This window comes from Lottiidibacillus patelloidae (assembly GCF_002262935.1).
GTDB lineage: Bacteria > Bacillota > Bacilli > Bacillales > SA5d-4 > Lottiidibacillus > Lottiidibacillus patelloidae.
On record NZ_NPIA01000002.1, the window covers coordinates 150,750 to 165,463 of the forward strand.

The following is a 14,714-nucleotide window of genomic DNA, read 5'->3' on the forward strand; positions in this document are numbered from 1 at the left end:
CCGGATTCCAAATATAGATAAGATTAAACAAAAATATTCGTCAAAATTATTGCATCCCACTCATTCACCTCATCGTCATTTTAACGATCAGGATCTTTAGGGTGAAGCACAGTTGGTCGTCTATTTTTAAGCGGTATTGGTGTTCTTACTAAAACATCTCTCATCGCCCTGTATGAAAATGGAATAAACGGCCAAAAATATGGTGTCTTGAAAGATTTCATTCGAGTTAGTAACAACATCAGTAATAAGAATCCCAATACATAGCCGGCAACTTGGAACGCTGCTGTCATAATTAGCAACCCTATTCTTACTAACCTGTTTGCTAAACTCAATTCATAACTCGGTGTTGCAAATGAGCCTATAGCAGCTATCGCAAAATATAATATGACTTCATTAGTTAATAGCCCTACTTCAACTGCAACTTGTCCGACCATTAATGCAGCGACTAATCCAAGGGCAGTCGCTAATGAAGATGGTGTATGTATGGCAGCCATCCTCAACATATCTAAACCTACCTCAATGATTAGGAATTGAACAAACAGAGGAATTTCACCCATATCATTTACACCGATATAAGATAATTCCTTCGGAAGTAAATCAGGATTTGTAGCAAATAAATACCATAATGGTAGTAAGAAGATCGATGCGAAGACTGCGAAAAAACGAACTAATCGCAAATATGCTCCAACTAACGGTTTCTGCCTATACTCTTCAGCATGTTGTAAGTGATGCCAAAAAGTTGTAGGCGTGATTAATACACTTGGTGAACCATCGACCATGATGATAACATGTCCTTCAAATAAATGGGCTGCAGCTGTATCCGGCCGTTCTGTATACCTGACAACAGGGTATGGATTCCAGTGGCGACCACTTATAAATTCTTCGATTGTCTTTTCAGCCATTGGTATACCATCAGTATCGATCATTGCCAATGATTCTTTAATTTCTTTCACTAAATCAGGGTCTGCAATATCTTCAATATAAGATACACAAATATCCGTCTTTGACCTTCGACCTACCTGCATATATTCCATCCGTAGAGATGGATCTCTAACTCGTCTTCTCGTTAAAGCAGTATTAAAAACAATCGTTTCTACATAACCGTCCCTTGCACCACGCACTACTCTCTCAATATCTGGTTCTTGAGGTCCACGAACTGGGTATGTTCTTGCATCGATGAGTATTGCATAACTAAGACCATCTACTAATAAAACTGTTGGCCCAGCAAGCACACCATTTACAATGACATCTAAATCTTCCGTCTTTTCAAGTTCTACATAAGGAAGATATGTTTTTAATAATTTTTCTAGTGGTTCAGGCTCTAATTGCTCAGGACTTAAATCTGCTAAGAGCTTCATTAAATAATGTAATATATCATCTTTCGCAAATCCATCTATGAGAAACATCGCCATTTTTTTATTGGCGTATTCCAAATCTAAATGAATGACATCGAAACTTTTTTCAACACCTAATTTTTCTTTTAAATAGGATATATTTTTATCAATATCACTCGAAACCCGGTGTTGAATATTATTTTCTTCCATCGTTGTCATCCCTCCTTATCATCTCCCATTTTCGTCATTAATTTGGTAAAACATACCTATTACCATTAGAATTCTTACTTTTAAACATAGCATCACTTGAAATAATTGCTTAAATAAAAAAACCTACCGAAATCGGCAGGCTTAGAGTGACTAAATCATCTCAGACATTACATACTTATTAAGAAGTTTATATGTTTCATGAAGGGAATCAGTGTGTGTACGCTCATATGCATGTGATGCATCAATTCCTGGACCAATTAAACCGTGGACAATATCATGCCCCGCTCTAATTGCCGCAGTTGCATCTGAACCATAATAAGGGTAAATATCAACTTTATATTTTATTTCATTTTCTTCTGCTAATTGCACAAGATGTTGACGTAGTTTCTTGTGATACGGTCCACCAGAATCTTTAGCGCAAATTGATACTGTAAATTCATCTGTCGCTTGCCCATCACCAATTGCACCCATATCGACAGCTAAATATTCCACCGTTTGTTCAGGGATATTTGAGTTCCCGCCGTAACCAATCTCTTCATTGTTTGAAATTAAGAAATGAGTTGTATAAGGAAGCTTTGTACTTGATGTTTGGATATCTTTAATGAGTTGTAATAAAATAGCGACACTCGCTTTGTCATCTAGATGTCTTGATTTAATAAATCCAGTATCCGTAACTTCTACTCTCGGGTCAAAAGAAACGAAATCGCCAACTGCGATACCTAGATCTTCTACATCTTTTTTCCTGTGAACTTTCGCATCTATTCTTACCTCCATATTGTTTTCATCTCGTTTTGCTTCTCCAGCATTTTTGTAAACGTGAACGGACGTTTGATGCATTAGGATTGTTCCAGTAAATGTCTTTCCACTACTCGTTTCAATGGTACAATATTCACCTTCAATTGCATTCCATCTAAACCCACCAATTAAAGATAGTTTTAGACGTCCATCAGGTTTTATATCTTTAACCATCGCGCCAAGTGTGTCAACATGAGCTGTTAACATGCGATGTTCATTTTCATTTTCTCCACGAATCGTCGCAATTAATCCACCTTTACGATTTCGCGTTAGCTGTAAGTCAAAATTACTTAATGAAGATTCCACATAGGAAATAATTTCTTCTGTATTTCCTGAAGGGCTTGGAATATTAACTAAATTTTTTATAGTTGTTACAATATCTTGAACTTCTTTACTCATAAAATTAGTCACTCCTAACGATTTCTATTAATATTTTTTAATGCTTGTTCATATCGTTAAATAGCAGGCTGTCCAAGGAGGTATTCCTTTTGAAAGCAACAAAGATAACAATACTATTACTATGTATCTTAACTTTATGTTACAGTACTTACTATTTTTTATCCAATGATAAAGTAGAAGTGGAAGAAAGTTTAATATTCTTTCCGATTGACCCTGATGTTCAGTTTATCGAGGCTACTTCAAACGTGTATCTGTTAGATCAGGAAGACGAAGATGAATATACAATTAAATTTTTATCACAGTCTCGTCTCGACCGCAAAGCTTATTTACGACAAGACTTATCATTCGTATTTGAAGATGGCATTCTTGCGGCAACTTTATCAAAGTGGAAAGAAAACGCATCGACAATTAAGCAAAAGAAAGAAATAAACGGTGAGGATAGTAGCTATTATGAAACCGTTACTTTTCACCATGCAGAAATCCATTATCCAGATGACATTATTAAAAGCAGTCAAATAATGAGCTATGATTTTTTGTATGTAATTGATTCACCTTTAAGCCCATTAGAAGCATTTAAAATTCCTGAAACGAATCTAGAGAGAGAATGGAAGTTCATTTTAGATAATACAAGGAAACAGCAATTACAATATGTTTGGGGTAAATTACTTGAAGCGTCCGCTTTAAACGCAAGTGATTATTACGCTATGCCACTAACTGCTCTAATTAATTATAATGACAAAACCCTGCCGAATTTAACAAAAAAACAATCTCAAAAAGCAATTGGTGGTCTGTGGGAAGGAATTTATAAAAATTATTTCCTAGGAATTAAAGAAGAGGATGGCTCTATTAGTTCCCCAATTGGGAGCAGCCTTCCTCTAATCCTACTTGATAAACAAAGCACACATTTTATTATATTATTTGAAACGAAGTCTGGTAAAAATGTAAAACTAATTCAAAAAATAGGTTAATGATTTGTCGCTTCTTTTAATTTATTATATAAGTTCTCATAGCTCTCTTCATCGGGATTTAATTGTAATGCTTTCTCAGCCGATGAAAGAGCTTTTTTATGCTCACTAACTTCTAAATATACAAGTGCTAAATTAAAATGTGCCTCATGAAATTTACTATTTAACTGTATTGTATTTTGTAAATGTTCGATTGCTTCTAAATATTTTCCTAATTGAATTTCCGTATATGATAAAAGAAACTGATATTCATCTAACTCTTGACCATGTTCATAATGGGAGATTAATAAATCATACGCTTCACTATATTGTTCTCCATCAATATATTGCTGTGATAACTGCATCACTGTGAGGGGATGCGGATTTTCAATATTATTGTTATAGCTCCAAAAAGTGAAGATGCTTGCAGCTAGCGTGATAGCAATACCATATACAAAGCGTTTACGAAGCCCTTGTTGACTAGGTAGTTGGACAATCGCAGCAGCGAGGAAACCTCCTATTAATCCACCAATATGTCCGCTATTATCAATCATTTCAACTGAAAAACCGAGTATTAAATTAATTGCTAAAATAAACAATAAGTTTTTTCCAATTGTTTTAAAAAATAATTCTTTTTTAATAAGGCCAAAGTATAATAAAGCTCCAAAACATCCAAAAATTGCTCCTGAAGCTCCTGCTGAAATTTGTGGGTTAAAAGCAAAACTAGCTAATGAACCAATAATTCCTGCAATGAAATAGATAAATAAAAAGCGAGTCGTACCATACATTTTTTCGACGAACATCCCTAAATAATATAACGCAATGGAATTCATGATTAAGTGAAAAAATCCAATGTGTAAAAACATTGGTGTAATAAAACGCCACCATTCACCTTCTAAAATTAAGAGATTGTTTTTTGCACCAAATAAAACTAGTGTTTCAATATTTGTACTTCCACCAAACTTTTCAAGCAATAAGTACATAATCACATTTATTGCTAATAGAATAAACGTAGCAATTGGCTTGCCATTATTAAAAATTGCATTAAATTCCTTTTCACGCCTTCGCTGATCAGCAAAAATCTTCGCTTTAAATGCTTCAAAATCATAAATGATTAAATGTAAATAACGTTTAATACCATCATTACTTTCCTCGTTCAAAAAACTTATTAGCGGTGTGTAACCTTCATAACTAGCTGACTCACTAAAGACGATATGCGAATGTTGTAAACCCTTTGACTTATTTTCATCAACAGAATCATTATACTGTAGAACTGGGTCTTCTTTTGAAAAATAAACTGTTCTACATCTTATTTTCCTCTTACTTGCACCACGGCTAATTTCCTCTAAAACTAGTGAAAAGTTTTCTATATCCTTCCTAATATCATTTCCCCATATTAAGTCTTTTTGGCAGAGGCGGAGCAACTCTTGGCCATTTTCACTTTCTAACCACACTTCTTTTTCATCATGTGAAGTATAAGCAATACTATATTCTTTTTCTAATACATAATAAGCTATAACCTTCCAAAATAGCCTCTCATACCCGGTATTTTCAGTATTTCCTTGCACATTACCTCACCTCACTACACATCATTAAAAAAGGTATAAATATCTTGAAATGATTCTGCCACAAAGATTGGCTTATGATTTGTCGTGCTCTTTTCATTTCTACTATTTAAAAAAATAGCTTCCCAACCTGCTTCCATTGCCCCAACTATATCTTGATCCCATGAGTCACCGATATATAGATGCTTATTTTGCTTGTAATTCCATTTTAGTCTAACGAAATCAAAAATATGTTTACTAGGTTTCTCTGATCCAACACCTTCAGAAATGATGATGTGCTCTGTCGGGAAAAATTGTAACAATTCCAAGTGTATTAATTTATTTAATTGAATTCTTTGTTTCCCATTTGTAATAATTCCTATTATAATTCCTCGCTCTGTTAATCTCTTTAAGAGGGACTTTACACCCTTATAAGGCTTTGCAAATGTATGTACAATACTTTCATAATGTGAATGAAATTCATCTGCATCCTCTACTGTAAAAGGGTAAGCAAATTCAGCCATCGTTTTTATGTAACGCTTGTGTTGATATTTGCGCCTAGTTAAAATCCCTTCTTCATAATCAGCCCAATATTTGTCGCAGTTTACTTTAAAAATTTTAAACCATATTTTACTGGATACTGGGTTTGTAATCCCATATTTCTTTAATTTTTTAAGGGAAATTGTCTCATAACAATTAATGATAGCTGCTTGAAACGCATCTTCATGACTATATAATGTATTATCTAAGTCAAAGAATATTATGTTCCAATTTAGTTTAGTCATATTTTCTACACCTTTGGTTTCATATTATTATAAAAAGAAAAACTCGCCAAACGGCGAGAGGAGTAAGGTTGCATACTTTAGGAAGGTTTCCTAGTTAAGTCTGCGTGTATTACATGGCTCTAAATGCTTGATGGATAAATTTTTCACGAACACCTGGGATTCTCATTGTTAACGACACAATAATTTGTCTAATCCCCCTAATACTCATTAAAGCATTTAAAACTTTATAACGTTTTTGATATAAAAAATATCCACTAATTGCAACAATAAAAAGGCGAACTATCATACTCATCGAAATCCCTCCTTACTATTACTATTTGAGAGATCGACTCATTTTATCCATTAATGAAAATAATTTCCGAAAAGTTGTTTCGCTCTTTCTAAATCTTTTGTACCTTGAATTAACACACGCCCATCCGGAAAAATGACAAATTGTTCTTCATCATTTAAATGAACCCTCAATAAAAAAGGCGTTTTCTTTACCTTGAATTCTTTTCCGAACTGACTTTCTAAGGAGTTTAAATTTAATGTCTTGTTACTCGTAATTTGTATCGTATTCCGTCCACATAAAACCGTATAGTTGTCATCATCATTATTACTTTTTAATGCAGGATATTGTTTGATTACACATGTTGGACAATCTTTTTTTTGTTTTGTTAATGGTAATTCATAGGAATGGTTATTCCAGATATCAAGTGATACTATAGCCTTTCTACTATATGTTTCTTTATGTATTAAGTACTTCATTGCTTCAACAGCTTGATATGATGCAACAATATCAACAACCGGTGATATCACTCCGATTGTGTCACAAGTTTGGCCAACTTGATCCCCACTAGAAATATAACAACGTAAGCAGGGCGTCTTACCTGGAATAAATATTGCGGACATGCCTCGAGAACTTACAGCTCCACCATATACAAATGGAATACCTTTTTTAAAACAGGCATCATTTAATAAAAAGCGTGTCTCAAAATTATCAGTACCGTCTAATACTAAATCAACACCTCTAATATGCTCTTCAATATTGTCTGCATGAACATCTGTAACGATTCCAGAAACCTTTATATCCGAATTTATTCTTTTAAGTTTATGCTCCGCAGCCACTGCTTTTGGTGTGGCATTGATAGCATCTTCTTCTTCGAATAACATTTGACGTTGTAAGTTACTAAACTCTACATAGTCTCGGTCAACTATATTAATATTGCCTACCCCAGACCTAGCTAAATGGTTCGCAATTGCAGTGCCTAGAGCACCACAGCCAACGATAAGAACACTAGATTTCTGAAGCTTTTTTTGCCCCTCTTCTCCTATAGGCGAAAATAACATTTGCCTAGCATACCGCTCCATATTTCCCCTCCTACAACACTACTGCCATACCGCCTAGTAAACCTGCAAATAAAATTGATAGAAAATTCACTGTATCATTTGAGATCCAAATAAATCCATGAAGTAATTCCGTCTCTTTATGACAATGCATCTTCTTTTCTGTTTCAAGTCCACATACTTGACATTTAAATTTCCGCTGTAACAAAGCTCCCAGAATTGTATCAATTACACTTCCCATAAACCCAATAATCGTAAACAAGATAAGGTAAGGCATAGGTAAAGAAAATAACAGCATCGCCAATAGTGCTATCAAAAAAGCTCCTGCCAGAGATGCCAAAAGCCCTAATGAAGAAACTGCCCCCGAGGTCCCGGGGTCTGTTTCCTTACCGCTTAGCAGTAAGAATGGCTTCTTCTTACTTAGCACTCCTAATTCAGAAGCCCACGTATCGCTATTAGCAGCTGCAATACTCGCAATGAAAATTGCCAATAGGGAGTTGTCCTTAGTTAAATAATATAAAAACCCACAGACAGCCGCTAGACCACCGTTTGCTACTACTTGAACGAAATCCCTACCTGCACTTTTTTCAATTTTTTCTTCTACTTTTACTTTTTTTTCTTTCTTATATGAACTCCAGAAGCTAGAACTAATAAAGAAAGCTCCTAAAAGAAAAATTCCCTTATAGCCAAAACCTATTAAAACAGAAAATCCTACAAGAATTGTCCCGACAGCTCCCAGTCTTGTTAGCATCTGATAACGGTGACCAATGTACGCTGCAAGTATTAAAATAGGTATGAGATAATAATCAATAATCATTTATTATAGACCTTCTATCTGTTATTATTTTCTTCACTGGAATATCATAACGGTCATGAGGCAACCAACTTAAAAGTTGAAAATCAAAACTTAAAGAAATAGTATTGCCTGAAAAGTTTTCCAAATAGCGATCATAAAAGCCACCACCATACCCAATACGGTACCCGTCAATACTAAACAACAAACCTGGTACTATTAATAGGTTAATTTCCTCTTTAATCGCTGCATTTGTTTGATCTATAATAGGCTCAAATAATCCTAGTCTCGCTTGTATAATTTGATTGTAGCTAGTTATAAAGCGAAACTGCAATTGCTTTGTTTCCCATAAAGCTTGAGGAATCGTTACTTTTTTTCCTTCTTGCCAAGCCTTTTCAATGATATGCTTTGTATTTATTTCTCTTCCAACTGATATTGTAACTCCAATTGTATTTGCTTCTTTCCATTCTTCTGTTGTAAAAAGTTGTGAAGTAATTTTCTTCGAAGTGCTTTCATATGTAGAATCTGACATTTGTTCTAAACGTTTTTTTATTAATTTACGATATTTAGTTTTTATTTCCTTCACAAGTAACCTCCTAAAAAGCAACGTATAGGAAAATTAAAACCCACCAGGAGGCGAGAGATTTGTAGAGCAAAAGAAATGCATATAATCATGTGTTTTCTTAATAAAGCAAAGGTAGTAAATTCCAATAATATATAAATGTAAAAAAAACAGTAGGAAAGATCCCTACTGTTATTTTACTTCACGGTGTAACGTATGTTTTTTTAATCTTGGGCTATATTTTTTAAGCTCAAGACGCTCTGGGTTGTTACGCTTATTCTTTTTAGTGATATAAGTGCGGTCACCAGTTTCTGTACATGCTAAAGTAATGTTTACGCGCATTTATTTCGCCTCCATTCTTACTTGGATGTCATATAATAGTCAGATTAGAGCTTGTTTTATTTTAGATGTAATAAAAAATTTCTAATCACTTGGATGGACCTTTTAATAATACCAAAGAGATGGCATTTCTTCAAGTACATTATTGCTTATATTTTTTTGAATTAGCATATGATAAAATAATAATACCTAAATATTACCAATGAACTTCACGTGAACAATTTTTAATTTAAAGGAGGTATTTATGAGGAACGTGTTTAATTTTAATTACGATGATTATCAGTTTCAATTGTTCTCATTGTCACACCTCTTAATGATAGCTATTTCTATCTTTACAATTGTAATATTATACATCAGTAAAGATAAATTTAGTCTAGCAGCGAAAAGATATTTTCAATACTTTTTGCTAATACTGTTATTTTTAAGTGAGGCTTCCTTCCAATACTGGTATATCCTCAATGACAAGTGGGATGTTGCAATAAACTTACCATTTCAATTATGTTCATTATCTTTATACTTGTGTATGTTTATGTTAATTACTAAAAGTTATCGAATTTTTGAACTTACTTTTTTCGTGAGCATGACTGGCGCTTTTGTAGCGATGATTACACCAGAATTGTTCTTTGGTTTTCCACATTTTCGTTTCTTTCAATTTTTTATGGCTCATTTAGTAATCATCATTACCTGCTTGTACATGCTTTGGATTGAGAAGTATCAAATAACTTTCCATTCACTTATTCGCGCCTTTATCGGCTTAAACATTCTTGCAATTGGAGTATTTATTTTAAATAAAGTATTGGATTCTAATTATATGTTTTTAATTCATAAGCCAGTAAATCCAAGCCTAATTGATCTTTTAGGTCCATATCCGTGGTATATTCTTTCACTTGAACTTATATCATTCATATTATTCCTCATCTTGTATAGTCCGTTTTATTTCAAAAATAAATCGAAACGTTTTAACAATTGACTTTCCCTTACCGATACAATTATTTTACATAAAAAAAGGACAGCCAATTGGCTGCCTTTTCAGCTTACTCATTTAAATCGAAACGTTTTCCTTTAATTAAATAAACGATATTTTCGCCAATATTAGTAGTATGGTCTGCAACTCGTTCTAAATAGCGACAAACAAAAGCTAGTTCAGATACTTGAGCAATTATATCAGGATTTTTCGCCATATGAACCATTAATTCTGTAATAATTTTCCCATACATATCGTCAACTTTATCATCCATTTTTGCCATCTCTAAAGCTAAATTATGATCTTCATTTTTGAAAGCATTTAACGCCATATCAAACATAATTAATACTTCATCAGCCATCTTTGGAATATCCTCTAAAGGCTTATAAAGTGGCGTATCTCCAATGCGGATAACAGATTTAGCAATATTGACTGCAAAATCAGCATTACGTTCAATTTCAGATGCGATTTTTAATGCAGTTATTAATCTTCTTAAATCAGTTGCTACTGGTTGTTGTTTAGCTATCATCCAGATGATTTTTTCATTAATTTCTACTTCTAAATCATCGATTTCATTATCACCTAATTTAATTTCCTCAGCAACATCTTGCTTTTGGTGGATAAGAGCATCAACAGAGCGCTTTAACGCAATCTTTGTAAGTTCACCTTGTTTTAAAACTAATTCTTTTAATTCATTCAAGTCACTTTGAAATTCTTCACGTACAATCATTGGTCAGCAGTCCTCCTGGAATTTATGTTTTATCCAAAACGTCCTGTAATATAATCTTCTGTTCGTTGATCATCAGGATTAGAAAATAATTTAGATGTTTCAGTATATTCTATTACTTCTCCGCTTAAAAAGAAGGCCGTTTTATCAGAAATTCTTGCTGCCTGTTGCATGTTGTGTGTGACAATAACGATACTATAATCTTTCTTTAATTCTTTAACTAATTCTTCTACTTTTAATGTTGAAATTGGATCAAGGGCACTTGTCGGTTCATCCATTAAAATAACATCAGGCTCAATTGCTAAACAACGTGCAATACATATACGTTGTTGTTGTCCACCAGATAAACCATATGCATTTTCATGTAAACGGTCTTTTACTTCATCCCAAATTGCTGCACCACGTAAGCTTTTCTCAACAATTTCATCAAGCGTTTTTTTATTTTTAATCCCATGGATACGTGGTCCATAAGCAATATTGTCATATATTGACTTAGGGAATGGGTTAGGCTTTTGGAAAACCATTCCTACAGTAGTACGAAGCTCTTCAACTTTATAATCTTTGTCAAATACATTACGGCCACGGTAGGAAATTTCACCAGATGTTTTAACGATCGGTACCATTTCAACCATACGATTAATCGTTTTTAAAAATGTAGATTTACCACAACCAGAAGGCCCGATAATTGCTGTAACCTTTTTTTCATCGATATCCAAATTGATATTTTTTAAGGCGTGATCTTCACCATACCAAAGGTTTAAGTCATTCACTTTAAAAACTGTATTACTAGCTTGTGTATTTTTTTTATTTTCTTTGTTTTTTGCTATAACTGTTTCCATTGGTTTCCCCCCTAGTAACGTTTCTGGAATTTATTACGAATAAATACTGCGATTGAATTCATTAGAAGTAAAATAATTAATAAAACGATTATACCTGCTGCAGCAACATATTGGAATTCTGCTTGAGGTTTTGCAACCCAACCAAAGATCTGAATTGGCATTGCCGTAAACTGATCAAGTAATGATTGTGGATAAAACGGTGCAAAGGTTGCAGCTCCAATAATGATCAACGGTGCTGTCTCACCAATTGCTCTTGATAATGCGAGAATACTACCTGTGATAATACCAGGAATAGCTGCTGGTAACACTATTCTTCTAATCGTTTGCCATTTCGTTGCACCCATTCCAAATGATGCCTCACTTAAGCTGTTTGGCACACTTCGAATTGCTTCTTGAGAAGCAACAACAATAATAGGTAGGATTAGTAAACTCATCGTTAATCCACCGGCTAACAAACTGTCTCCTAATGACATGTATCTTACAAATATTGTTAGACCTAATAATCCAAATACAATTGATGGAACTCCAGCTAAATTTTGAATATTTGTTTGTATAAAATTAGTAAATCTATTTTTAGCTGCGTATTGTTCTAAGTAAATTGCAGTCCCTACACCTAATAATACAGAAACTGGAATAACAACTACCATTAACATAAGTGAACCAACAAGGGCTGCTGAAATTCCCGAATCCTCAGGTCGCCTTGATGGGAAGTTCATTAAGAAATCTAATGATAAATACCCTATCCCTTGCGAAAGTATTCTATAAATCAAGATTGCTAAAACAGCAATACCAAACATCGTCGCTAAGAAAAATAATCCTTTATAAAACTTATTGACAACTAATCTTGTTTTCATTTTTTGATTTAATTTATTTTGATCAATATGCTTCATATTAGTACTCCTCTCTAAAGCGACGAGAAATATATTGAGCCAATAAGTTCATAACGAATGTAAACAAGAACAATGTCATACCTACTGCATAAACAGAGTAATAAAGCGTTGTACCATAACCAACGTCACCACCAAAAACTTGTACCATGTAAGCAGTCATTGTTTGTATTGACTGTGTAACATCTATTGTTGCAATTGGGTTTGAACCAGCCGCAAGTGCTACAATCATTGTTTCTCCTATAGCTCTTGAAATGGCAAGAACAAAGGAAGCAATAACACCTGATAAAGCTGCAGGTAGTACAACCTTTAATGAAACTTCTAGTCTTGTCGAACCGAGTCCTAGCGCACCTTCACGCATAGCATTTGGAACCGAACTCATTGCATCCTCAGATAATGAAGCTACCATTGGGATAATCATAATTCCAACTACAATCCCTGCACTTAATGCATTATAAATTGATAAATCAGGAATGAAGTTTTTTAACAATGGCGTTACAAAACCTAATGCGAAGAAGCCGTAAACAATCGTTGGTATTCCAGCTAAAACTTCTAAAATCGGCTTTATAATTCTCCTTACTCGATCAGTAGCAAATTCGCTTAAGTAAATTGCAGCTGCTAGTCCAACTGGTATAGCAACGAGCATTGCAATAACAGTAATAAGCAACGTTCCTGAAATTAACGGTAAAATCCCGTAAGATGGACTGCTATGAGAAAAAGGGAACCATTGTGTACCAGTAATAAATTCAATGATAGATACTTCTTTAAAGAAAGTAATTGTTTCAAAAATTAATGTAAACAAAATACCAAACGTAGTTAAGATAGAAATAAGGGCACATGTTAGAAAGAGTTTTGGCATTACACTCTCAATAATTCTTAAGCTCCCTTTATTCTTTTTATTACTTTGGATCATTTGTCTAACAGAGACACTATTCGTTTTCTGGGACATGTTATTTCTCCTTTCAAAACACGAGAAGGTAAGGAGAAGTAGGTCTCCTTACCATTAATCCATTAATTGTAAGTGATTAATTAATTTCGTAATTCTTTTATTTTCTGAATTTGTTCATCGTATTTTTCTTGTGGTAGTCGAACATAACTTACATCTTCAGATAAATCACCAGCGTTCTCAAGCATAAAGATTACGAAATTATAAACTGCTTCATCTTGAAGTGATGCAACGTTAACATACGTGTAAAGTGGTCGTGAAAGAGGTGCATACTGACCTGACTCGATTGTTTCATTAGTAGGAATAATAGCTCCTTCACCTGCATCAATAGCTACAATGTTTAATTTATCTGCATTTTCAATGTAGTAATTGTATCCGAAGAACCCAATTGCATACTTATCGCCAGCAATACCAGTAACTAAGTTATTATCGTTCTCATTTAGTTGAGCATCACGACGCATTTCTTTATCTTCTAAAATTACCTCATTCCAATAATCATATGTTCCAGAGTCTGTACCAGGAGAGAAGATTTTTATTTCTTCTGCAGGCCATTCAGCTCTTACATCTTGCCAAGTTGTTACTCCACCTTCAGTAAGGAAGATTCTTCTTAATTCTTCAATTGTTAAATCTTTTACAAAGTCATTTTCTTTACTTACAACTACTGATAAACCATCAAATGCCAATTGTAATTCCATATATTCAATACCTGCTGCCGCAGCTTTTTCTTTTTCTTCTGTTTTAATCGGACGTGAAGCATTACTTAGATCTGTGTCACCATCGATAAAGCGCTTAAAACCGCCACCTGTTCCAGAAACACCTACTGTTGTACGTACGCGTGGGTTTTCAGCTAGATATTCTTCTGCTACAGCTTCCATAATAGGGAAGACTGTTGAAGAACCGTCAATTTTAATTTGTCCTTCTAAATTATTCCCACCGCCATTTCCACAAGCAGATGCGATAATTGTTAAAATACTTACAAAAACGAATACCATTGCTTTTTTAATCGTCATAAGTCGAAACCCTCCGAAAAATGTTTTTAATTATAATCTTCAATTTCATATTAGCTATTTTTTGTTTAGAAGTATTTATTTATTCCTTTTATTACTTCTAACAAGAAAAAACCTCTATGAAACTATGTAAGTCTTCCTTACACTTAATAGAATAAACCGTTAATATGTACAAGAAATAAACGGAATGTAAATTCTATGTAAATTTATAAGAAAAGCTGAGACGACTGTTCAGCGACGTATGAACTGGAATACTTCGATTGAGATAAAGGAAACACGGAGCGCTATGCGAACCGATGTTGACTTATCGTAA

16 protein-coding genes are annotated in these 14,714 nt (G+C 33.9%); 2 read left to right on the forward strand and 14 right to left on the reverse strand.

Features of this window, described 5'->3' with window-relative positions; translation table 11 throughout:
• Positions 1 to 80 precede the first annotated feature (80 nt).
• Together CIB95_RS04735 and CIB95_RS04740 are read right to left on the reverse strand one after the other, a co-directional pair.
• A complete protein-coding gene (locus CIB95_RS04735) occupies positions 81 to 1,544 on the reverse strand; it encodes a spore germination protein (protein ID WP_094922604.1) in 1,464 nt (487 codons plus the stop codon).
• A 150-nt stretch (positions 1,545 to 1,694) separates the two neighbouring features.
• On the reverse strand, positions 1,695 to 2,738 hold the full coding sequence (locus tag CIB95_RS04740; protein WP_094922607.1) for a M42 family metallopeptidase: 1,044 nt from the start codon (positions 2,736 to 2,738) through the stop codon (positions 1,695 to 1,697).
• A gap of 89 nt (positions 2,739 to 2,827) precedes the next feature.
• Here CIB95_RS04740 and CIB95_RS04745 point away from each other — a divergent pair, with 89 nt between their 5' ends.
• Positions 2,828 to 3,706, forward strand: a complete 879-nt coding sequence (locus CIB95_RS04745) for a hypothetical protein (RefSeq protein WP_094922610.1) — start codon at positions 2,828 to 2,830, stop codon at positions 3,704 to 3,706.
• Here CIB95_RS04745 and CIB95_RS04750 read toward each other — a convergent pair.
• The 7 genes from CIB95_RS04750 to rpmG form a co-directional block, all read right to left on the reverse strand.
• The gene (locus tag CIB95_RS04750) at positions 3,703 to 5,250 is read right to left on the reverse strand and encodes a rhomboid family intramembrane serine protease (protein WP_094922613.1); all 1,548 of its coding nucleotides are present in this window, start codon (positions 5,248 to 5,250) and stop codon (positions 3,703 to 3,705) included. The two genes, CIB95_RS04745 and CIB95_RS04750, sit on opposite strands and share 4 nt — an antisense overlap.
• A 14-nt stretch (positions 5,251 to 5,264) precedes the next feature.
• Complete coding sequence (locus tag CIB95_RS04755; RefSeq protein WP_094922616.1) at positions 5,265 to 6,011, reverse strand: HAD family hydrolase; 747 nt, start codon at positions 6,009 to 6,011, stop codon at positions 5,265 to 5,267.
• A gap of 109 nt (positions 6,012 to 6,120) precedes the next feature.
• Positions 6,121 to 6,303, reverse strand: coding sequence for a hypothetical protein (locus CIB95_RS04760; RefSeq protein WP_094922619.1), 183 nt, complete (start codon positions 6,301 to 6,303; stop codon positions 6,121 to 6,123).
• Between the two features lie 50 nt (positions 6,304 to 6,353).
• Complete coding sequence (locus CIB95_RS04765) at positions 6,354 to 7,361, reverse strand: ThiF family adenylyltransferase (protein ID WP_094922621.1); 1,008 nt, start codon at positions 7,359 to 7,361, stop codon at positions 6,354 to 6,356.
• 10 nt (positions 7,362 to 7,371) lie between these two features.
• Positions 7,372 to 8,154, reverse strand: a complete 783-nt coding sequence (locus CIB95_RS04770; protein WP_094922624.1) for a DUF92 domain-containing protein — start codon at positions 8,152 to 8,154, stop codon at positions 7,372 to 7,374.
• On the reverse strand, positions 8,144 to 8,716 hold the full coding sequence (locus CIB95_RS04775; RefSeq protein ID WP_094922626.1) for a 5-formyltetrahydrofolate cyclo-ligase: 573 nt from the start codon (positions 8,714 to 8,716) through the stop codon (positions 8,144 to 8,146). Before CIB95_RS04775 ends, CIB95_RS04770 begins: the two co-directional genes overlap by 11 nt.
• Positions 8,717 to 8,884: 168 nt before the next feature.
• Positions 8,885 to 9,034, reverse strand: coding sequence for a 50S ribosomal protein L33 (rpmG, locus tag CIB95_RS04780; protein WP_094922629.1), 150 nt, complete (start codon positions 9,032 to 9,034; stop codon positions 8,885 to 8,887).
• Positions 9,035 to 9,275: 241 nt separating this feature from the next.
• Between rpmG and CIB95_RS04785 the strand changes: the two genes are divergently transcribed.
• Positions 9,276 to 10,001 carry a YwaF family protein gene (locus tag CIB95_RS04785; protein ID WP_094922632.1) on the forward strand — a complete coding sequence of 242 codons (726 nt, stop codon included), beginning with the start codon at positions 9,276 to 9,278 and terminating at the stop codon, positions 9,999 to 10,001.
• A 64-nt stretch (positions 10,002 to 10,065) separates the two neighbouring features.
• Here CIB95_RS04785 and phoU read toward each other — a convergent pair whose 3' ends face one another.
• The 5 genes from phoU to CIB95_RS04810 form a co-directional block, all read right to left on the reverse strand.
• Entirely contained in the window at positions 10,066 to 10,725 is a 660-nt protein-coding gene (gene phoU / locus CIB95_RS04790; RefSeq protein WP_094922634.1) for a phosphate signaling complex protein PhoU, read from the reverse strand.
• Between the two features lie 29 nt (positions 10,726 to 10,754).
• A complete protein-coding gene (gene pstB / locus CIB95_RS04795; protein WP_094922637.1) occupies positions 10,755 to 11,561 on the reverse strand; it encodes a phosphate ABC transporter ATP-binding protein PstB in 807 nt (268 codons plus the stop codon).
• Positions 11,562 to 11,572: 11 nt separating this feature from the next.
• Positions 11,573 to 12,451, reverse strand: coding sequence for a phosphate ABC transporter permease PstA (gene pstA, locus CIB95_RS04800; protein WP_094922640.1), 879 nt, complete (start codon positions 12,449 to 12,451; stop codon positions 11,573 to 11,575).
• A 1-nt stretch (position 12,452) separates the two neighbouring features.
• Positions 12,453 to 13,397, reverse strand: coding sequence for a phosphate ABC transporter permease subunit PstC (gene pstC / locus CIB95_RS04805; protein WP_094922643.1), 945 nt, complete (start codon positions 13,395 to 13,397; stop codon positions 12,453 to 12,455).
• An 80-nt stretch (positions 13,398 to 13,477) separates the two neighbouring features.
• Positions 13,478 to 14,404, reverse strand: coding sequence for a PstS family phosphate ABC transporter substrate-binding protein (locus tag CIB95_RS04810; protein ID WP_094922646.1), 927 nt, complete (start codon positions 14,402 to 14,404; stop codon positions 13,478 to 13,480).
• Between the last annotated feature and the right edge of the window lie 310 nt (positions 14,405 to 14,714).